Below are 21,060 nucleotides of genomic sequence, written 5' to 3'. Positions count from 1 at the left end.
TTTAGATCCTTATCAGTAATGCTTCAGCATTCGGGTGATGGACTGCTCCAGCCAGTAGCGCTGGGTGCCGAAGTTAATCCGCAGGTAGTTTTCGCCGTTTTGCACGTAGTGGTTGCCGTCTTCAATGACCACGCCCGCCTGCCGGGCAAAATGTTGGGTTAACTGGGTGGCGCTGCGCTCGTCGGCGCTCACGTCTATCCAGGCCAGATACGACGATTCCGGGTTCATCATCTTCCAAGCCGGGAAGTGGGTCTGAATCGCGTCTGCAAGGTAGCGCGCGTTGCCTTGCAGATACCCGTTCAGCGCGTCGAGCCACGGCAGACCGTGCTGGTAGGCGAGGATAATCCCCCATACGCCGAACATATTGGGGGAAGTAATCGAGTTCTTCTCAAGCTGCTGGCGGAAGCGCTGGCGCAGCGAATCGTCCGGGATCATCGAATAAGACGTTTTCAGCCCGCCCAGGTTGAAGGCTTTATTGGGCGATGTCAGCACGATCAGGTTGTCCTGCGCGGCACAGCCCGAAGTCAGACAGCTGACGAATGTACCGTCCAGAATGTGCTCGGCGTGAACCTCATCGACCACCAGAATCGTGCCGTAGCGTTTACAGAGATCGGACACCTGCCGTATCTCATCTGCGCGCCAGATTCGGCCCGAGGGGTTATGCGGCGAGCAAAAGAACCACAGTTTTGGACGGTGGGTTTTGAGCTGATCTTCAATCAGATGAAAATCCAGCTGATAGCGGTTTTCCTCAACGCGAAGCGGGTTAGCGAGGATCTTAACGCCCTGGCGCTGTGCCGCCATTGCAAACGGGTCGTAGACCGGGGTGTTCATCATCACGCTGTCGCCAGCCGTGCAGAACGCCTGAACCGTGTAGTGCAGTGTGGACACGGTGCCGTAGGTTAGCGTGATCCACGACCTGTCTACCTCAACCTGATGACGCGTGCGCTGAAAGGCGATCGTCGCATCGTAGAATTCGTCGAAACACCACGTATAGCCAAAGGTGCCGTGCTCCACGATGCGCTGGAAGCCTTCAATAACGGCGGGCGGTGAGGTGAAATCCATATCTGCGATCCACAGCGGAATAAACCCCTCCGGAACATCACCAAAGCGTGAGCAGACAAACGCATGGTCCCATTTACGGCACTTATCGCTTTTACGCTCGATGATTTTGTCGAAATCAAACACAACGACCCCCTGTTAAATTAAGGCTTCAATGCCGGTTTTGACGCTCTGCACCTGCGGGCCGATGATCACCTGTACGCTGTGAGCATCCAGCACCACCACCGACAGGGCGCCCGCTGCTTTCAGCGCCTGCTGATCGATAAGGCCCATCTCTTTCACCACCAGACGCAAGCGGGTGATGCAGTTGTCGAGCGACTCGATGTTCTCTTTGCCACCGAGCGCCTGCAGGATAAACCCATGATCGTATTTCGATTTTCCACGCGCGCGGGTGTTGGCTTCGACGGCCTGCTGTGCAGCCTGTACATCCACTTCACGTCCCGGCGTCTTGATATCGTGTTTGAGGATGTACCAGCGGAAGACGACGAAGTAGATAGCAAACCAGGCGATACCGACCGGGAACAGCAGATACCATTTGGTCGACATCCCCTGCATCACGCCAAAGATCAGCAGATCCAGAATCCCACCGTCGGTGTTGCCGATGGTCACCCCCAGCAGAGCCATCACCATCAGCGCCAGGCCCGACATCACGATATGGAAGGCGTAAAGCGCAGGCGCGATAAACAGGAACAGGAACTCAATCGGCTCTGAAATACCGGTAACGACGGACACCAGCACGCCGGAAAGCAGTAGACCCTTAATCACAGGGCGGTTTTCCGGACGCGCGGTACGGTAGATGGCGTAGGCCACGGCAGGTAAGCCAAAGATAAAAGTCGGCATAAACCCTTGTGACAGAAACGCGGTAACGTGCGGGCTAAACGGCAGTCCGGCTTTCAGCTCGGCGTAGAAGATATTCAGCGCGCCGGCCACTTCATGGCCGTTGACCATCTCAATCCCGCCTGCTGGCGTGAAGCGCACCATCGCCAGCAGAATGTGGTGCAGGCCGAAGGGTTTAAGCAGCAGCACGCCCACGCCGTAAAGGAAGGGGCCGAAAACGCTGGTGCTCTGGATAATATGGCCAATCCCGGCAATCCCCAGCGCCACGTATTCCCACAGCAGGGGAATGAACAGCCCGACCAGTGAAAGGGTAAGGGCGGTGATAATCGGTACAAAACGGATGCCGCTAAAGAAGGCAAAGGCGTCGTGGAGGACCGTGTCCTGAAAACGCTCGTGCAGGAAATAGGTAATCACCCCCACCACGATGCCGCCCAGCACGCCCATCTCCAGGGTCTGGATCCCCAGCACGATCGATTGTCCCACCTGTCTCATGGTCGCGGCATCGGCAAGCTGGTGGGTGGCGGTCAGGTAGTAGTTGATACTCATGTTCATCAGCATGTAGCCAACGAACCCGGCAAAAGCGCCCACGGCCTTGTTGCGTTTCGCGAGGCCCATCGGGATCGCCATGGCGAACATCAGCGGCAGATAGGTAAAGGCGAAGCCGCCCACCATGGCGATAAAGCCAAAGGTCAGCTGCGTTAACTCGCCGCCCAGAAAGGGAAAGCTTTTAATGGTGGAAGGGCTGGTGACGGAGCTACCGATCCCCAGCAGCAACCCCATAAAGGCCAGCAGGGAGACCGGGAACATAAAGGTCTTTCCCAGGCTTTGGAAAAATTCCCACGCTTTCGATTTAAACGACTTTTCCTGTGTCATGTAGGGACTCCTCGGATTTTTAGGATAATGGAAGGCGCTGTCCGGCTTAAGGACGCGCCTTCATATTTGCGAGGCTTATAGTTATTTTTAGGTACTGACGTAATGCGCGATGGGATCAGGCTTCCGCTGGAAGCAGCAGCCGGTTTGCGGAGCCGCAAACGGTGATTTTGCTTCTGACCACCTCTTTCATGGCGTCCATGCCGACCCGCATATAGAAGCGCGGATCGTTGCCCTGCGGGTTGTCGGCAAACCAGGCTTTCACCGCGTCAGAGAAGGCGATTTTCAGCTCGGTTGCCACGTTAACTTTGCACACGCCCAGTTCGATGGTGCGACGCACATCCTCATCCGGCACATCGCTCGCGCCGTGCAGCACCAGCGGCACGGTGACGACTTCACGGATCTCGGCCAGCCGCTGGAAGTCGATTTTTGGGCGCTTGGTATACAGGCCGTGAGCGGTGCCGATGGCGACGGCAAGGCTGTCGACGCCGGTCAGTTCGACAAAGCGTTTCGCTTCCTGTGGATCGGTGAGAAACGCGCTTTCCGCATCAACACTCATGTCATCTTCCACACCGCCCAGGCGGCCCAGTTCGGCTTCGACGCTGCAGTCGTTGAGGTGGCAGAAATCGACCACCGACTTCACCAGCTTCACGTTCTGTTCAAACGGATAGTGGCTGCCGTCGATCATCGCGCTGCGCACGCCCGCGTTGACCTTGCGGCGAATATCGTCCAGCGATTCGTGGTGATCGAGGTGCAGCGCCAGCGGCATGTCGTAGGTGAGGGAGTAGGCGCTGCACAGGGCGTAAATCTCTTCCAGCGCAATATGCTTAAAGGTTCCCGGCGTGCCCGCGAGGATCACTGGCGATCGCATTTCGCTGCACACTTCGAGGATCGCCTGGATCGTCTCCGCGTTGTGGATGTTGAACGCCGGAACGGCATAGCCTTTTGTCTGCGCGTCCTGGAGAAGATATTTGGTCGAGATAATACTCATAATCAGTTCCTCTTAAGCCTGCCACGGATGAATAACAACGCCCTGCACCACGCGGTTGACCGTCCCGCTGGCGGATGGCGTATCGGGCGTATTGCCTACGCTGAGCGACTGGGTAAGGGCAAAGACCTGCGCATACATCAGGAAGCAGAACGCCTGTTCCATATCGCTAAACGGACGGGAAGGCGGCAGGAGAATATGCGGCCCCGCTTCAATGGCCGGATCGTTTTCAGCGGCGATGGCGACGACGTGCAGGGCCTGGCGATCGCGGCGCAGCTCGGCCAGCAGATCCAGATCGTACTGGCGCGTATACGGATGGCTGGAGATGAACACCACCACCAGCGTTTCGTTATCCACCAGCGACTTCGGCCCGTGACGGAAACCGGTGGGGGAGTCGTAGAATGCCGCCAGCTTGCCCGCCGTCAGCTCCAGCACCTTCAGCGCCGATTCGCGTGCCGCGCCCTGCAGACCACCGCTTCCCAGATACACGACGCGTTTCCACGGTTCGCTGCCAAAGACGCCGTGGCTGAAATCGCCGAGCGAGGAGAGGATCGCCTGACAGCGATCGGCCACGTCGCGGAAGGTTTGACTGTTGATCGTTTCCGGGGCGAATACGGCCAGACAACTCGCCATCATGGTGGTGATGCTGCTGGTCATCGCGAACCCGCGATCGTGCGTTTCGGCAGGCATCAGCAGGGCATACGCGTTATCGCTGTCGACGGCGGTCTGGTACAGGTTCCCTGCCTCGTTGCAGGTGATCGACAGGTGGTAGCACTCCGGTACGAACTGATTGGCCAGCTCAACGGCTGCGACGCTTTCCGGACTGTTGCCGGATCGGGCAAACGAAACCAGCAGCAGCGGATGCGCAGGGCTGAAGTAATCCATCGGGTTTGTGACCAGGTCAGTGGTCGGGACGGCGGAGATAGTTTTCCCGGTGTGGCTCGCAAGCCATGGCGCAATGATATCGCCGATAAACGCGGACGTGCCCGCGCCGGTCAGGACGATCCGCAGATCGTGCTTGCGCAGCAGCGGCGTCAGGAAGCTGTCGATCGAAGAACGCAGGCTATCGATATTGTTGAGCGAGCGGATCCAGCTGGCAGGCTGCTGGCGGATCTCTTCCTCGGTCCAGGTGCCGGTTGCGGCGGTGGTAGTTTGTGGCATAACTCAATCCTTAGTCGTGTGAATTCCACATCAGACGCTGGCAATCGTGTCGCTATCTTTCGTTTCGTTTCACTTGTTCACTTTAGCAGTTAAATAAAATCTATAGAAAAGAAATCGAAACTTCAATGAAAGAAAAGAAATAAAACGAAAAGTGTGATCATGAAAGGAAGAGGCAGATTAAAGGAAAGGAAAAGAAAGGCCTTACGGTTTCAGGCCGTAAAGCCAAAAGGAGACACAATGAAAGGGCTAAAGGGGGAGAGCCTGGCCCTGAATCCAGATCTGCTGGAGGTGGAAACCCCCGTTCAGCGCGTTGAGATTCGCGCGTTTACCCGGCGCTAACGAACCGAGTTGACTATCCATGCCCAGCAGGCGGGCGGGATGCAGCGAGGCCATATGAATGGCGTCTTCGGCAGTGATACCTGTATGTTCCACCATATTGCGTACAGCGGCATCCAGCGAGAGCGTGCTCCCGGCCAGCCCGCCGGAGCCGGTTCGAACCACGCCGTTTTGCATCGTGACCGCTTCACCACAGAGCGTATACCGACCGTCCGGCATACCGGCTGCCTGCATGGCATCGGTGATCAGCACCAGGCGTTCTTTTGCACAGCAACGGCATAACCGCATGGCTCCCGGATGGACATGGTGGCCGTCGGCAATCAGCTCCAGCCACGCCCGTTTGTCCGTCAGCCCTGCGCCGACCATGCCGGGTTCCCTGTGGTGCAGTCCCGTCATGCCGTTATAGCAGTGCACCAGCCCATCGGCACCCGCGTCAAACGCGGCGAGGGTTTGATCGAACGTAGCGGCGCTGTGGCCCAGCATCACGCGTATTCCGCGCTGTTTGAGATGGCGAATCGCCAGCAACGCGCCAGGTTTTTCCGGCGCCAGCGCCACCACCCGTAACGTGCTCAGTGAAACGTCAATCAGGCTGTCCAGCTCGGCGATATCCAGTTCCCGGAACAGGTCAGGCGGATGCGCCCCTTTGTTCTGCGGCGTAAAGTACGGTCCTTCCAGGTAGCTGCCCAGGATCTGCGCGCCGGGGCCGCCCGACTGACAGCGACGGGCGATTCGCGCGAGCGCGCCGTGGATAGCCTCCAGCGGCGCGGTAACGGTGGTGGGTAAAAAGGCGCCCACGCCTTCGCGCGCTTTATGCATCGCGAGAATATCCAGCACGTCAGGCGCATCATCCATCACGTCCACGCCCGCGCCGCCGTGGACGTGCGTATCGATATACGCCGGGCAGAGCAGTTCCGCATCGCGCGACGTCACGCCCGCCGGGACAGGCTCAATAGCCGCAATCACGCCGTTTTCAATGCGTAGCTGGTGGTCATCCAGCCAGCCCTGTTCGGTAAGCACCCGCCTCGCGCGCAGCAGCTGCCTCATATCCCTTCCTCGGCAGGGGCTTCCTCGCGACAACGTCCCAGTTCGTCTACGAGGCTCGTCAGGCCGCGGTGCCCGCACTCCAGCGCCTGCAGACGAAACGCTTCACTGCTTAATCCGTCGCGCTCCAGCACCATCTCCAGCAGCAGCTGCAGGTTGGTCCCGGTGATCACTTCGCTCCCCGGCCGTTGCATGGCGAGCGTCGATGCTACGCGAAACGGTGTGCCGCCGAGCAAATCGGTGAGAAACACAATATCGTGCTCTGCATCGAGTTCACTCACCGCCTGCTCAAGCTGAGCGGTCAGCCGCGCGGTGGTGGACGTTTCAGGAAAATCGATGGCGATAAACTGCGGCTGTTCGCCGAGGATCTGCTTCATCGCCTGCTCAAGCCCGCTGGCAAAACCGCCGTGACCCGTCAAAATAATGCCTAACATCGCAACCTCTTTGCTTTTACAGGAAGTGACAGAATTTACCGACAACGCCCAGCAGCACGGTGATACCGATCAGCCGCAGCGGGCTCCAGCCGCGGCGCACCAGCCAGAACATGGTCAGGGTGTAGACCAGCGGCAGAAACGCGGGCATCAGCTTGTCGATAACGTCGGCCTGCAGTTTGACGACGGCATCACCCGCCTTGATTTCAAGCGTCGTATTGAGTCGGACATAGGTTGCCACCAGCGCGCCAATCACCGTCATCCCGACGATAGACGCCGCGTGACCGACCTTTTTGGTGTTGGCTTTGATCAGCGGAATGGCCGCCACGCCCATCCGGTATGCGTAGTGCGCCAGACCAAAACGCAGGCCGAGGTGCACCACGTTAAAGAGCACGATAAAGACCACGGCCCCCAGAATCGACCCTTGCAGCGCCAGGCTGGCGCCGATACCGCCGCAGATGGGCAGCAGGGTTAGCCAGAACATGGCGTCGCCGATACCGCCGAGCGGCGCGCCGACGGCAATTTTGGTGCTCTGGATGCTGTTCACATCCTGCTTGGAGCGCTCCATCGCCAGAATGATGCCGATAACAAAGGTCACCAGGAACGGGTGGGTGTTAAAGAAGCCCATATGGCCTTTCATCGCCCGCGCCAGGTCTCGCTTGTTGGTGTGGATCTTTTTCAGCGCGGGCAGCAGCCCGTACAGCCAACCGGAGGCCTGCATACGTTCATAGTTAAACGAGGCCTGCAGCAGCATTGAACGCCAGGCCACGCGGTTAATATCTTTTTTCGTCAGTTCGGCACCGATGCTCTGGTCTTCGTAGACGTTTTCGTTGACGCCGGTCAGCAGCGTCTCTTCGGATTCAGACACGCCCGGTAACGTTGTTTGATTAGATGCCATCTTCGAATTCCTCTTTCTGGGCCGCAGGAGCCGTCGGTTCAGGTGATTTACGCATCAGGTCGATCAGCGCCATGGCCAGCGCGGCGGCCGCAATCGCCAGCACCGGAAGCTTGAGCCAGGCGGCGGCGACAAAACCGATAATGAAGTAAGGGATGTAGACGTTTTTCATCATGATCTTCAGCAGCACGGCGAAGCCGATGGCAGGCATGATGCCGCCCGCGACGCCGAGGCCGTCAATCAACCGTGCCGGCAGAACATCAATGGCGGTTTTCGCATGTTCCGCACCGAAGTAGATCGGCAGGAAGGCGCACAGAAAATAGAAGATGCCGAGCGCCAGCAGCGCAAGATAGTTCACCCGTTCAATACCGTGAGTATCTGCATTGGCCGCCATGCGATCGCAGCGTGACATCACGCCGGACATCACCGAGAAGAGGAACGTAATTCCCATCTGTACCGCGACGGCAAACGGGACGGCGACGCCCACGGCAACTTCTGGCTTCACCCCGGTGCTGATGGCAAATGCGGTACCCACAATGGTGCCGATAATGACGTTCGGCGGCTGGGCACCGGCGAGCGGGGCTAGCCCCATCCAGACCAGCTCTAACGTGCCGCCGGTCAAAATACCGGTATGCAGGTCGCCCAGAATCAGGCCGACCAGCGGCCCGAGCACCACCGGGCGGTGCATGTGTGTTAACCCGTTAAACATATCCAGACCGGCGATAAAGGCGAGTATTCCCAACCCCAGCGCCTGCAACAGACTGATTTCCATTATGAATCCCTCAGAGCAGTTTAAAGAGATCCAAAGCAGTTTCTGTTGGAACGCCCTGAACGAAGCATTCCACCCCGGCCGCTTTCAGGCCGTTGAACGCGGCGATGTCGTTCGCGTCGACAGAGACCGTTTTGGCAATTTGTTGTTTGCCACTGGCGTAGTGCATGTTTCCTACGTTGATACGGGTGATGGGCACGCCGCCCTCAACCAGCTTCAGAAAATCAGCGGGTGATTTGCAGACCAGCAGGATTTTCTGGCGGTCAGCGGCGCGGTGAATGTTGTCGATCACTTTTTGCAGTGACCAGAAGCGCACGGCGATCCCTTCCGCGAGCACCATCTCCATCAGGTTCTGTTGAACCGGATCGTCAGCCACCTCATCGTTGGCGACGAGTACCAGGTTTGCCCCCGCAAACCCCACCCACTGCACGCCCACCTGACCGTGGATCAGGCGTTCATCAATGCGGCATAAGACAATGTTTGGCATAGCGCTTTCCTCTTTTTATTATGCGTTTTGCGTTGTTACGCCTTCGCAGGCGGCGTGGTACTGCTGGAGTATGTCCTGAATGTGGTCGATGATGAGTTCCCGTGGCGTTGACTTGAGAGCGCCCTCGCGAACTTTGCCGTACTGCAGCGGCAGGTACTGGCTGATCAGCGGCAGCGGAATGGGCTCGTCTGCCAGGTTGCGCACCAGCCGTTCAAAAGCGTCGTCAATCTGGCTGTCCGGCCAGTAATAGCGCACGCGGTCAGAGTAGCTGTAGCCGCGGGCCAGGCGACGCGCGTTGCCGTCACCGTGGTAATGGCTTTGCCAGTATTCCGGGCGATCGAGCATGACGTTTTCCAGCACGTGACGCAGGCCAGAAACGGCTTTCGCTGGCAGCAGTTCCTCTTCGATGGCGGCCAGCGCGAAGAGCGCTTCGCGCAGGGCGAAGGTCAGGGCAGGGCCAACCTTCAGAATCGCAAAGTGATCGTTGACCAGTTTTCGCAGCGCATGCGGCGTCTGGTAGTCGGTGGAGTGGGCTTCAAACACAAGCGTGTCGTAGGCTTCAACCATTTTGCTCAGGGCGACGGCTTTCTGCGGCTGATAGTCGCAGACGTGCGCATGGTCGAACTCCACGCCGGGCTGGACGACCAGACCAATAATGCGCGGCCAGATGTCGGTTAAGCCTTCCTTTTCGAATGCATGACGGTGCGCTTCAAGCGTGGCGCGGGCCGCATCCGGCGTGGTGACTTCAAGTTCGGTGAGCGTGTCGTGCGCGCCTCCGGGAACCGGTACTTCCGTGCCGATAACGTAGACCAGATCGGCTACACCAAACTGCTCGCGACAGGTCGCTTCGGCAATCTTCGCCAGGCGTGCGGCGCGTCCGGCGACGATCGCATCGGTCAGGGGAACCGGATCGTCCTCACAGGACATGCTGCAGTCGAGGTGGATCTTTTTGAACCCGGCAGAAACATAGCTTTTGATCAGATCGTCGGCGTTGGCCATCGCCTGTTCCGCAGGAAGATTTTGCCAGCGGTTGGGGCCTAAATGATCGCCGCCGAGGATCAGCTGTGACGTTGGGAAACCGAGCGACTCGGCAAGCTTGCAGACAAACCCGTGAAAATCAGCGGGCGTCATGCCGGTATAGCCGCCAAATTGATCCACCTGGTTGGAGGTGGCCTCGATCAGCAGCGGGGATCGATGCGAATGCGCATAACGAATTGCCGCTTCCAGTACCAGCGGATGCGCGGAGCAGACGGCATAGATCCCGTTTGAATTCCCCCGTTTATGGTGTTCCACCATTTCTGTCAGATGTTTCACTTTCCTCTCCATTTCGGATGGCAATGATATTTATCTTTCGTTTTGTTTCATTTAATCCTGCATCATGGTGATATAAAAATAAAACGAAAGATAATAGTTTTCCGATCTGTTTCACAAAAGAAACATAATGAAAGGTTTCAGCGCGATGCCAGCTTGCGTATCGTCACCATACAGGGCTTGCATTCCCGTAAAGGAAAGGCCTTAATAGGCAAAACGAAATGAAACGAAAGAATATTGATTAAGGAGCTCGTATGAGCAGCACCGATTCATCCGCAGAAAAGCGCATCACCGGCACCAGTGAAAGGCGAGAACAGATCATTCAGCGGTTGCGGGCGCAGGGAAGCGTGCAGGTTAACGATCTGTCTCATCTGTACGGCGTTTCGACGGTGACGATCCGCAATGACCTCGCCTTTCTTGAGAAGCAGGGCATTGCCGTTCGCGCCTACGGCGGGGCACTGATTTGCGAAGGTAATGTGCCGGGCGCTGAGCCTTCCGTGGAAGATAAAAGCTCGCTGAATACGGCGGTTAAGCGCAGCATTGCTCAGGCCGCTGCCGCGCTGGTCAAACCCGGGCACCGCATCATTCTGGATTCGGGTACCACGACGTTTGAAATCGCCCGCATGCTGCGCCAGCACACGGACGTGATTGCGATGACTAACGGCATGAACGTGGCGAATGCGCTGCTGGAAGCTGATGGGGTGGAGTTGCTGATGACCGGCGGGCATTTGCGTCGTCAGTCGCAATCCTTCTACGGTGACCAGGCCGAGCAGTCGCTACAGAATTACCATTTTGACCTGCTGTTCCTGGGCGTCGATGCCATCGATCTCGATCGGGGCGTGAGTACGCATAACGAAGACGAAGCCCGTCTGAATCGCAAAATGTGCGAGGTGGCGGAGCGTATTATCGTTGTCACTGACTCCAGCAAATTTAATCGCTCAAGCCTGCATAAAATCATTGATACGCAAAGGATTGATATGATTATTGTCGATGAAGGTATTCCGGCGGAGAGTCTGGAAGGATTACGGAAAAGCGGGATTGAGGTGGTGTTGGTTTAAATTTTTTTTACCCTCTCCCTGGGGGAGAGGGTAGAGTGAGGGGAAGTCACGTCACCGGTGCCGGGTTAAACACCGCCAGCTGGTTGTGTAATCCCCACTGATCCGAAAAGGTTTTCTTCCGACCGCTGGCGACATCCAGAATGAAGTGGAACAGCTTCCAGCCCACGTCCTCAATGCTCTCTTCTCCGGTGGCGATGGTTCCCGCGTTGATATCCATTAAGTCATACCAGCGGTTCGCCAGCGCGGTGCGGGTCGCCATTTTGATCACCGGTACCGCCATCAGACCGTACGGCGTGCCGCGCCCGGTGGTGAAGACCTGCACCGTAATGCCGGATGCGACCTGCTGCGTGCCGCACACAAAATCGCTGGCCGGCGTTGCCGCGTAGATCAGTCCGCGTTTCGTCGGGCGCTGGCCCGGAGAGAGCACCTCTGCAATGGCGCTCTGCCCGGATTTGGCAATAGAGCCGAGGGCTTTTTCCACCACGTTTGCCAGGCCGCCTTTCTTGTTCCCGGGGGAGGGATTGGCGCTGCGGTCGGTTTTGCCCATATCGAGATAGTTATCGTACCAGGCCATCTCCTCAAGCAGGCGCTTGCCGACCTCTTCATTAACCGCGCGCGGCGTCAGCAGATGGATGGCGTCTCGCACTTCGGTCACCTCGGAGAACATTACCGTGGCGCCGCAGCGAACAAGTAGATCGGATGCAAAGCCCACCGCCGGGTTGGCCGTCACGCCGGAGAAGGCATCGCTGCCGCCGCACTGGGTACCCACAACCAGCTCAGAGGCCGGGCACGTTTCTCGCTGGCGGCGGTTGAGCTTGTCCAGATGGCGTTCTGCTACCTGTAAAATATCGTCGACCATTGAGCGGAAACCGACGTGGCGTTCGTCCTGCAGGCGCACGATGCTGGCCTCGTCTGCCGGGATGGCTTTGACATCCTCGGTCCCCTGAAGTAAACGTTCTGGCTGCAATTTTTCACAGCCGAGGCCAATGACCATCACCTCGCCGCCAAAGTTCGGGTTCAGGGCGATATTGTGGATGGTCCGGATAGGCACCACGGCAGCAGGGGCGTTAATCGCCACGCCGCAGCCGTAGAGGTGGTTCAGGCCCACCACGCCGTCGACGTTCGGGTATTTTGGCAGCAGATCGCGTTCGATGATTTTCACCACGTAATCCACTACGCCCGCCACGCAGTGCACGCTGGTGGTAATGCCGAGCAGATTTTTGGTGCCGACGCTGCCGTCCGCATTGCGATAGCCTTCAAAGGTATAGCCTTCCAGTGGGGGAAGCGGTTCCGGCACGCGGGTTGCCAGCGGAAGCGTATTCAGCGGCGGCGCTTCTGGCAGCGCCACCAGCGACTCCTCCACCCAGCTTCCCTGCGGTATCGAACGAACGGCATAGCCGATGACTTCACCGTAACGCACGATTTCGCTGTTAACAGGGATATCCACCAGGGCGACTTTATGTCCCTGCGGAACATGCTCAATCAGTTCCAGCCCGTCCGGAAAGCGGGTTCCCGCTTTTAAGCCATTGTCGTTGACGATAATCGCCACGTTATCGGCGTCGTGCACTTTTATATAAAACGCTGTCGGCGGTGCCTGTCGAATTTCAATGTCGGCCATTGTTCAGTATTCTCCAGCAAAAAGTCTGATAATAAATTCAGCCATTTTTCTAATGGTAGAAATAAATACGCGGCTTTCAGAAATAAAGCATGTCAGCAGAATGAATAGCAAAATGTGATCCCGATCGCTTCAGAACCCGTAATCCTTGATTCTGTGCATTAGCGCCCAGTGCTTTGTGCATATGCAAAAATTTTTATCAAAATATACCGTAATACCTGAGCATTAAAACAATGTGCGGTCGCGGATAGCGTCTTATACTGAATGACGTTTTTATCACGCCAGAATACGGCAGAATAATAAATATCATGCTGGCGCGGTGTCTGAATAAATAAAATGATGCTGAAAAAGGCTGCTGAATTAAAAAGGTAAATACGATGAATAACGCGATCTTCCCGAATAAATTTAAAGCGGCTCTCGCGGCGCACCAGATTCAGATTGGCTGCTGGTCCGCGCTGGCAAATCCCATCAGCACCGAAGTGCTGGGCCTGGCCGGTTTCGACTGGCTGGTGCTGGACGGCGAGCATGCGCCGAACGATATCAGCACCTTTATTCCGCAGTTGATGGCGCTTAAAGGCAGCCACAGCGCGCCGGTGGTGCGTGTCCCCACCAACGAACCGGTGATTATCAAGCGTCTGCTGGATATCGGTTTCTACAACTTCCTGATCCCGTTTGTGGAGACGGAAGAACAAGCGGCACTGGCCGTTGCATCAACGCGCTACCCCCCGGAAGGGATCCGCGGCGTCTCCGTTTCACACCGCGCCAATATGTTTGGCACCGTCCCGGACTATTTCGCGCAGTCCAACAGCAACATCACCATTCTGGTTCAGATCGAGAGCCAGCAGGGCGTTGATAACGTCGACGCGATTGCCGCCACAAACGGCGTGGACGGGATCTTCGTCGGTCCAAGCGATCTGGCTGCCGCCTTTGGCCATCTGGGTAACGCCAGCCACCCTGACGTGCAGCGCGCGATCCAGCACATCTTTGCCCGCGCCAAAGCACACGGTAAACCGTGCGGCATTCTGGCGCCGGTTGAGGCTGACGCACGCCGCTATCTGGAGTGGGGAGCCACGTTTGTTGCCGTGGGCAGCGACCTCGGCGTTTTCCGCTCGGCTACGCAGAAATTAGCGGACGCTTTTAAAAAATAACCATCATTGAGGAAACAGATTATGACGCTGAAAGTGGGTTTTATTGGCCTGGGGATCATGGGTAAACCAATGAGTAAGAACCTCATCAAAGCGGGTTACTCACTGGTGGTATCCGATCATAATCCACAGGCCGTGGCTGAGATGATGGCGGCGGGAGCAGAAACGGCCACCACCGCGAAAGCGATTGCCGAGCAGTGCGATGTCATCATCACCATGCTGCCAAACTCCCCGCATGTTAAAGAGGTTGCGCTGGGTGAAAACGGCATTATCGACGGCGCGAAGCCTGGCCTGGTGCTGATCGATATGAGCTCTATCGCACCGCTTGCAAGCCGTGAAATCAGCGAGGCGCTAAAAGCAAAGGGCGTCGATATGCTGGATGCGCCAGTCAGCGGCGGCGAGCCGAAAGCGATCGACGGCACGCTGTCGGTGATGGTCGGCGGCGATAAAGCTATTTTCGATAGATTTTACGACCTGATGAAAGCCATGGCGGGCTCCGTGGTACATACCGGGGAGATCGGGGCGGGTAACGTGACCAAGCTAGCAAACCAGGTGATTGTGGCGCTCAACATTGCCGCCATGTCTGAAGCGCTGACGCTGGCAACCAAAGCGGGCGTCAATCCGGACCTGGTCTATCAGGCCATTCGCGGTGGTCTGGCGGGCAGTACCGTGCTGGATGCCAAAGCGCCCATGGTCATGGATCGCAATTTCAAACCCGGTTTCCGCATCGACCTGCATATCAAAGATCTGGCCAACGCGCTGGATACCTCCCACGGCGTGGGCGCACAGCTGCCGCTGACCGCAGCGGTCATGGAGATGATGCAGGCGCTGCGTGCCGATGGCCTGGGCACGGCCGATCACAGCGCAATTGCATGCTACTACGAAAAACTGGCGAAGGTGGAAGTAGCGCGTTAATCACGCCTTACCTATACCTGAGGGTGACAGCGGCGCGCAAACCCTCTATACTTCGCGCCGAAGCTGACCAGACAGTCGCCGCTTCGTCGTCGTCCCTTTCGGGGGAGACGGGCGGAGGGGAGGAAAGTCCGGGCTCCATAGGGCAGGGTGCCAGGTAACGCCTGGGGGGGAAACCCACGACCAGTGCAACAGAGAGCAAACCGCCGATGGCCCGCGCAAGCGGGATCAGGTAAGGGTGAAAGGGTGCGGTAAGAGCGCACCGCGCGGCTGGTAACAGTCCGTGGCACGGTAAACTCCACCCGGAGCAAGGCCAAATAGGGGTTCACATGGTACGGCCCGTACTGAACCCGGGTAGGCTGCTTGAGCCAGTGAGCGATTGCTGGCCTAGATGAATGACTGTCCACGACAGAACCCGGCTTATCGGTCAGCTTCAACTTCTTCTAAAACAATTCGTTGGTGTGTCTCAGGCTTTCTAAGGCAAAACTGTGACACAGACTGTGATACAAACGAGGCACACCAACGGCTGTTCCATCCCGACTATCCTGAAACCTGGCAACCGCGACAGCCTTCATTTCTGACTACCTTCAGGTGGTTTTTTCGTATGTCTCTGGATTGCGATTCATGGTTATTCCCTGTCAAAATTTGATCTACAAACCACCCTGGCTTACTAAAATGTATGAGAAAAATAAATGAATCGTTAATAAATACAGTTTACCCCTAATTAATTTCTGAAAATGAAGAGGGGCTATTGCTACAGGATGATAAGAGCGCTTAACTCAACGCCTAATTTACCCATCGGTATTCAGTTGAGCATGAACAAAAAAAACAAACGAAAAAAACTGATTAAATATCATAGAAATATGCTGAAAAATCGCCGATACCAGCCTGATTTGGCAGGTGCAGACCTGCGGTTTATGGATCTCAGGGGGCTCTATTTACGCAATATTGATTTATCGGGATGCGATATTTCGTTTTGTGATCTTCGGGGAGCCGATTTCTCCTGTGCTAATCTTGCAGGCGCTAATCTTAGCTACTGTAAAACGGAAGGTACTATTTTTAGTCATGCTGATTGTACTTGCGTGGATTTTACTGGAAGCGATATCCCTAATGCCTGCTTTAACGATCGCGCCGGGCCATTGACGGAACATGAGAAAATTGAAAGTGACATGCCACTATCCCGACCACTCATCTCTATCTATATGCCAACCTGGAACCGCCAGACATTGGCGATCAGAGCCATACAATCGGTGCTGAATCAAGACTATGTGCACTGGGAACTCATTATCATAGATGATTTCTCATCGTCATTTGACCAGCTCTTGACGTATATCACTGAACTAAATGACCCGCGCATTACCTATATTCGCAATGAATTTAACTCTGGCGCTTGTGCAGTTCGAAATCAGGCTATACGGATGGCCCGGGGTGATCTTATTACGGGTCTGGACGATGATGATGAATGGCTGCCGACACGCCTGTCCTCTTTTCTTACCTGTCAACATCAACTTCAGTTGCATAGTTTTTTATACGCAAATGATTTTCTCTGTGACGGTACCGGATATCATCACCCTCATGAGTTGCAGGTATATCCGAAACCGGCTTATAAAAAAAGCCTGTTTGATAAAAGGAATATTATAGGCAACCAAATTCTGACCTTAACCAGTAGAATGCAACAGATCCTGTTCGACGACGCCTTGCCTGCGGCTCAGGATTATGATGCGTTTTATCGGCTTGCAGAAACCTTCGGTGAACCTTTCAAACTGGATGACATCACCCAGGTGCTTTATGTCAATCACGGCGACGTCCGCATCACCTGCTCAGGACGAAAATTTTCAGGTTATCTACGTTTTTACCGGAAACACAAAGCCAAATTAGACGTACCGAGTAAAAAATATCAGCTCTTCACTCTTTACTACATTCGCAACAAAAAAATGCGCCCGCAAACCCTGATGAAATTGATGACGCTACGCAATCTGAAACGCTATCTGATGATGTATACCCGCTTCCGGAACAAAAAGTTCTAAGGCCTACAAACGACAAGAGTCGTGGCGGTGTTCAGAATGAGTAGATTGATACGGAAATCTTAGCGACGAGGGGCTGGATAAGTCGCCGGGAATCACCCCGGCAGACAACCACGACGAACGGGTAAGCGCTGCGCCACCCGACAACCACACAAACGACATCAATTCTTATATTTGCGACATTAAGCACATTTCACTGTTTTTCCCTTATCAATTCCACCCCGGTATCTGCATACGATCGACATCACAAAATTTAAATCCAAAAAACCGACGATCTGCAGTATTGATAATTTGTTATGATTGTTAGCTTAATGATCGCAAATCTTTTCTCGTTTGATATGCACATATTGAAATCAAATACATTTCTCCCATGAATGTGTGACGTATTCCACTCTTTTCCTGAAGTCTGAAAATTCACGCCGTAAAAAATTGATAAATTGAAAGAATGTTTCAAACAAATAACGGTTATTTATTGGTCTTTAATTGCCTGAAATATCGTCTTTATTGATTTTTTAAGAGCGATGAATTTTATCCGGGTTATCGCCATAAAATAAATTTATTACCGCTATTTTTGTTGATCAATATCAGCGTTGTAGCGTATTTTTATGTTTCTATTTTGTTGATTTGTAAGGTTTTTAATGGGGTTTTGAGAGGTGAGTTAAAAGGGCTGAAAAGCAAATTGTGAGTAACAGCACATACCCCTTTAAACATTATTGAGTAGAATTCACCCCGTCATAGGGAAATAAGCGCAGAATATTATGAACACTATTATTCTACCGAAAACACAGCACCTCGTGGTATTTCAGGAAGTCATTAAAAGTGGCTCCATAGGTTCTGCAGCAAGGCAGCTGGGCCTGACGCAACCCGCCGTCAGCAAAATTATCAGCGATATTGAGTCCTACTTCGGCGTGGAAGTGATGGTGCGCAAAAACACCGGCGTGAAACTGACCGCCGCGGGCCAGGTTCTGCTCTCGTACTCAGAGTCGATCACCCGCGAAATGAAAAACATGGTGAGCGAAATCAACAGCCTGAGCTTCAGCACTGTTATGGATGTCTCCTTTGGCTACCCGTCACTGATCGGCTTTACCTTCCTGTCCGGGATGATCAAAAAATTTAAGGAAGTGTTCCCGAAAGCGCGCGTCTCAATGTATGAAGCCCAGCTCTCCTCTTTCCTCCCGGCCATTCGCGACGGTCGTCTGGATTTTGCCATCGGTACGCTGAGCGACGAAATGCTGCTGCAGGATCTCCACGTCGAACCGCTGTTTGAGTCCGAGTTTGTGCTGGTCGCCAGCAAAACGCGAACGTGCACCGGCCCGACGACACTGGCATCGCTCACGCACGAGCAGTGGGTGATGCCGCAAACCGATATGGGCTACTACAAAGAACTCCTGACTACTCTGCAAGACAACCACATCAGCATCGAAAACATCGTCCAGACCGATTCGGTCGTCACCATTTATAACCTTGTCCTGAATGCCGATTATCTGACGGTGATTCCCCGTGACATGATCGCCCCATTCGGTTCGGATCAATTTATTGTGCTGCCTGTGGAAGATGAATTACCCGTGGCGCGTTATGCCGCCGTGTGGTCTAAAAATTACAGAATTAAAAAATCGGCGTCCGTATTAGTTGAGCTGGCAAAACAATATTCGTCGATGAATGTCGAAAGACGACGATAAATAATAAATTTCTATTTTAAAAATACCCAGAGCTTAACGCATTAACGCTCTGATACCCTGACTTTGCCTGAAAAGAATGAATTATTATAACGAGGATATTATGCATATTACTTACGATCTCCCGGTAACCATTGAAGATATTCAGGATGCCAGAAAACGCCTGGCAGGCAAGATATATAAAACCGGTATGCCACGCTCGAATTATCTTAGCGAACGTTGTAAGGGCGAAATATTCCTGAAGTTTGAGAACATGCAGCGTACCGGCTCGTTCAAAATTCGCGGCGCGTTTAATAAATTAAGCTCGCTGACCGATGCTGAAAAACGCAAAGGCGTGGTCGCCTGCTCAGCGGGAAACCACGCGCAGGGGGTTTCCCTTTCCTGCGCCATGCTCGGCATCGATGGCAAAGTGGTGATGCCAATGGGCGCACCAAAATCCAAGGTGGCCGCGACGCGCGACTACTCGGCGGAAGTGGTGCTGCACGGTGAGAACTTTAACGACACCATCGCCAAAGTCAGCGAAATCGTCGAGATGGAAGGGCGTATTTTTATTCCGCCTTACGATGACGCCAAAGTGATTGCCGGGCAGGGTACCATCGGCCTGGAAATTCTCGAAGATTTATACGACGTGGATAACGTCATTGTCCCCATCGGTGGCGGCGGTTTAATTGCCGGGATTGCGACGGCGATTAAATCCATCAACCCGACCATTAATATTATCGGCGTACAGTCTGAAAACGTGCACGGAATGGCAGCCTCCTGGCAGGCAGGAGAAATAACCAACCATCGCGTCACCGGCACGTTAGCCGACGGCTGCGACGTCTCTCGCCCGGGCAAATTAACCTTCGAAATCGTTCGTGAACTGGTCGATGACATTGTGCTGGTGAGCGAAGACGATATTCGCAACAGCATGATTGCCCTTATTCAGCGAAATAAAGTAGTGACGGAAGGCGCTGGCGCACTGGCCTGCGCGGCGTTATTAAGCGGCAAACTGGACCACTATATTCAGGGCCGCAAAACCGTCTGCATTATTTCCGGCGGCAATATCGATCTCTCCCGTGTTTCCCAAATTACCGGCTTCGTTGACGCATAAAGGTGACCTATGAGCAACACAGAAAGCATTATCGTTGGCCAGACAAAAACGTCCTCCTGGCGTAAGTCTGATACCACCTGGACGCTTGGCCTGTTTGGTACCGCCATTGGCGCAGGCGTGCTGTTCTTCCCCATTCGCGCAGGCTTTGGCGGATTAATCCCTATCCTGCTGATGCTGGTTCTCGCGTTCCCGATTGCGTTTTACTGCCACCGCGCGCTGGCGCGCCTCTGCCTGTCCGGCAGCAACGTCTCCGGCAACATCACCGAAACGGTGGAAGAGCATTTCGGTAAAACCGGCGGGGTGGTGATCACGTTCCTCTACTTCTTTGCCATTTGCCCGCTGCTGTGGATTTACGGCGTCACCATTACTAACACCTTCATGACCTTCTGGGAAAACCAGCTCCAGCTGCCTGCGCTGAACCGCGGCGTGGTGGCGCTGTTCCTGCTGCTGCTGATGGCTTTTGTTATCTGGTTCGGTAAGGACCTGATGGTGAAGGTGATGAGCTTCCTGGTATTCCCGTTTATTGCCAGTCTGGTGCTGATTTCCCTGTCGCTGATCCCTTACTGGAACTCCGCGGTGATCGACCAGGTCAACCTGAGCGATATCGCCTTCACCGGCCATGACGGCATCCTGGTCACGGTGTGGCTGGGGATCTCCATCATGGTCTTCTCCTTTAACTTCTCGCCTATCGTCTCCTCGTTTGTGGTTTCCAAGCGCGAAGAGTACGAGCCGGAGTTCGGTAAAGCATTCACCGAGCAGAAATGTTCCAAAATCATCGGTCGCGCCAGCATGCTGATGGTCGCCGTGGTGATGTTCTTCGCCTTTAGCTGCCTGTTTACGCTCTCTCCGCAGAACATGGCGGATGCCAAAGCGCAGAACATCCCGGTGCTCTCTTACCTGGCGAACCACTTTGCCTCGATGTCCGGCACCAAATCGACGTTTGCGACGGTACTGGAATACGGCGCTTCCATTATTGCCCTGGTCGCTATTTTCAAATCCTTCTTTGGCCACTACCTGGGCACGCTGGAAGGGCTGAATGGCCTGATCCTCAAGTTCGGCTACAAAGGCGATAAGAAGAAGGTCTCTGTCGGCAAACTGAACACCATCAGCATGGTCTTCATCATGGGCTCCACCTGGATTGTGGCGTACGCCAACCCGAATATTCTCGACCTTATCGAAGCCATGGGCGCGCCAATTATCGCCTCTCTGCTGTGCCTGCTGCCGATGTACGCCATCCGCAAAGCGCCAGCCATGGCGAAATATAAGGGCAAACCCGAGAACATCTTCGTCACGGTTGTGGGCCTGCTGACCATTCTGAATATCGTTTACAAACTGTTCTAAACCATTGCTCA

At 54.8% G+C, this 21,060-nt stretch carries 18 protein-coding genes, 1 other RNA gene and 1 pseudogene; 9 read left to right on the top strand and 11 right to left on the bottom strand.

Going from position 1 to position 21,060, the window contains the following annotated elements; genetic code table 11:
- Positions 1–12 precede the first annotated feature (12 nt).
- From V1572_RS22485 to kbaZ, 10 genes are all read right to left on the bottom strand, one after another.
- Positions 13–1,185 carry a MalY/PatB family protein gene (locus V1572_RS22485; protein WP_395299617.1) on the bottom strand — a complete coding sequence of 391 codons (1,173 nt, stop codon included), beginning with the start codon at positions 1,183–1,185 and terminating at the stop codon, positions 13–15.
- A gap of 12 nt (positions 1,186–1,197) precedes the next feature.
- On the bottom strand, positions 1,198–2,769 hold the full coding sequence (gene malX / locus V1572_RS22480) for a maltose/glucose-specific PTS transporter subunit IIBC (protein WP_395299616.1): 1,572 nt from the start codon (positions 2,767–2,769) through the stop codon (positions 1,198–1,200).
- A gap of 115 nt (positions 2,770–2,884) precedes the next feature.
- Positions 2,885–3,757 (bottom strand): tagatose-bisphosphate aldolase subunit KbaY, encoded by an 873-nt coding sequence (gene kbaY, locus V1572_RS22475; RefSeq protein WP_048225073.1) that lies wholly within the window; start codon positions 3,755–3,757, stop codon positions 2,885–2,887.
- A 12-nt stretch (positions 3,758–3,769) separates the two neighbouring features.
- The gene (locus V1572_RS22470) at positions 3,770–4,915 is read right to left on the bottom strand and encodes an SIS domain-containing protein (RefSeq protein ID WP_395299615.1); all 1,146 of its coding nucleotides are present in this window, start codon (positions 4,913–4,915) and stop codon (positions 3,770–3,772) included.
- Between the two features lie 246 nt (positions 4,916–5,161).
- Complete coding sequence (nagA, locus tag V1572_RS22465; protein WP_395299614.1) at positions 5,162–6,295, bottom strand: N-acetylglucosamine-6-phosphate deacetylase; 1,134 nt, start codon at positions 6,293–6,295, stop codon at positions 5,162–5,164.
- Positions 6,292–6,726: a PTS galactosamine/N-acetylgalactosamine transporter subunit IIA gene (gene agaF / locus V1572_RS22460; protein ID WP_045355421.1), complete on the bottom strand. Its 435-nt coding sequence runs from the start codon at positions 6,724–6,726 to the stop codon at positions 6,292–6,294. Before agaF ends, nagA begins: the two co-directional genes overlap by 4 nt.
- A 16-nt stretch (positions 6,727–6,742) precedes the next feature.
- Positions 6,743–7,621, bottom strand: a complete 879-nt coding sequence (agaE, locus tag V1572_RS22455) for a PTS N-acetylgalactosamine transporter subunit IID (RefSeq protein ID WP_024906386.1) — start codon at positions 7,619–7,621, stop codon at positions 6,743–6,745.
- A complete protein-coding gene (gene agaW / locus V1572_RS22450) occupies positions 7,611–8,390 on the bottom strand; it encodes a PTS N-acetylgalactosamine transporter subunit IIC (RefSeq protein WP_024906387.1) in 780 nt (259 codons plus the stop codon). Before agaW ends, agaE begins: the two co-directional genes overlap by 11 nt.
- Positions 8,391–8,400: 10 nt before the next feature.
- A complete protein-coding gene (agaV, locus tag V1572_RS22445; RefSeq protein ID WP_028014524.1) occupies positions 8,401–8,874 on the bottom strand; it encodes a PTS N-acetylgalactosamine transporter subunit IIB in 474 nt (157 codons plus the stop codon).
- A gap of 18 nt (positions 8,875–8,892) precedes the next feature.
- Positions 8,893–10,200, bottom strand: a complete 1,308-nt coding sequence (gene kbaZ / locus V1572_RS22440; RefSeq protein WP_395299613.1) for a tagatose-bisphosphate aldolase subunit KbaZ — start codon at positions 10,198–10,200, stop codon at positions 8,893–8,895.
- A gap of 239 nt (positions 10,201–10,439) precedes the next feature.
- On the opposite strand from kbaZ, the gene V1572_RS22435 reads away from it, so the two are divergent.
- The gene (locus V1572_RS22435) at positions 10,440–11,243 is read left to right on the top strand and encodes a DeoR family transcriptional regulator (protein ID WP_045415290.1); all 804 of its coding nucleotides are present in this window, start codon (positions 10,440–10,442) and stop codon (positions 11,241–11,243) included.
- A 46-nt stretch (positions 11,244–11,289) separates the two neighbouring features.
- Here the strand turns inward: V1572_RS22435 and garD are convergent, their stop codons facing one another.
- Positions 11,290–12,861: a galactarate dehydratase gene (garD, locus tag V1572_RS22430; RefSeq protein ID WP_045415288.1), complete on the bottom strand. Its 1,572-nt coding sequence runs from the start codon at positions 12,859–12,861 to the stop codon at positions 11,290–11,292.
- 374 nt (positions 12,862–13,235) lie between these two features.
- On the opposite strand from garD, the gene garL reads away from it, so the two are divergent.
- The 8 genes and pseudogenes from garL to tdcC all read left to right on the top strand — a co-directional run bounded on the left by garL (position 13,236) and on the right by tdcC (position 21,049).
- The gene (garL, locus tag V1572_RS22425; RefSeq protein ID WP_048992584.1) at positions 13,236–14,006 is read left to right on the top strand and encodes a 2-dehydro-3-deoxyglucarate aldolase; all 771 of its coding nucleotides are present in this window, start codon (positions 13,236–13,238) and stop codon (positions 14,004–14,006) included.
- Positions 14,007–14,027: 21 nt separating this feature from the next.
- Positions 14,028–14,918: a 2-hydroxy-3-oxopropionate reductase gene (garR, locus tag V1572_RS22420; RefSeq protein WP_395299612.1), complete on the top strand. Its 891-nt coding sequence runs from the start codon at positions 14,028–14,030 to the stop codon at positions 14,916–14,918.
- A gap of 59 nt (positions 14,919–14,977) precedes the next feature.
- An RNA gene (rnpB, locus tag V1572_RS22415) (RNase P RNA component class A) lies at positions 14,978–15,354 on the top strand.
- Positions 15,355–15,652: 298 nt separating this feature from the next.
- Positions 15,653–16,030: pseudogene (locus V1572_RS22410) on the top strand (pentapeptide repeat-containing protein); the annotation flags it as partial.
- 54 nt (positions 16,031–16,084) lie between these two features.
- A complete protein-coding gene (wcaA, locus tag V1572_RS22405) occupies positions 16,085–16,942 on the top strand; it encodes a colanic acid biosynthesis glycosyltransferase WcaA (RefSeq protein WP_395300007.1) in 858 nt (285 codons plus the stop codon).
- 755 nt (positions 16,943–17,697) lie between these two features.
- Positions 17,698–18,618 (top strand): transcriptional regulator TdcA, encoded by a 921-nt coding sequence (gene tdcA / locus V1572_RS22400; protein WP_045910073.1) that lies wholly within the window; start codon positions 17,698–17,700, stop codon positions 18,616–18,618.
- A gap of 100 nt (positions 18,619–18,718) precedes the next feature.
- A complete protein-coding gene (gene tdcB / locus V1572_RS22395) occupies positions 18,719–19,708 on the top strand; it encodes a bifunctional threonine ammonia-lyase/L-serine ammonia-lyase TdcB (RefSeq protein ID WP_023326154.1) in 990 nt (329 codons plus the stop codon).
- A gap of 9 nt (positions 19,709–19,717) precedes the next feature.
- Positions 19,718–21,049 carry a threonine/serine transporter TdcC gene (gene tdcC, locus V1572_RS22390; RefSeq protein ID WP_048225053.1) on the top strand — a complete coding sequence of 444 codons (1,332 nt, stop codon included), beginning with the start codon at positions 19,718–19,720 and terminating at the stop codon, positions 21,047–21,049.
- Positions 21,050–21,060: the final 11 nt, after the last annotated feature.

The organism is Enterobacter quasiroggenkampii (assembly GCF_043972695.1).
Taxonomy (GTDB): domain Bacteria; phylum Pseudomonadota; class Gammaproteobacteria; order Enterobacterales; family Enterobacteriaceae; genus Enterobacter; species Enterobacter quasiroggenkampii.
The sequence above is the reverse complement of the archived record's forward strand: the minus strand, read 5'-3'. Positions and strand labels throughout refer to the sequence as shown.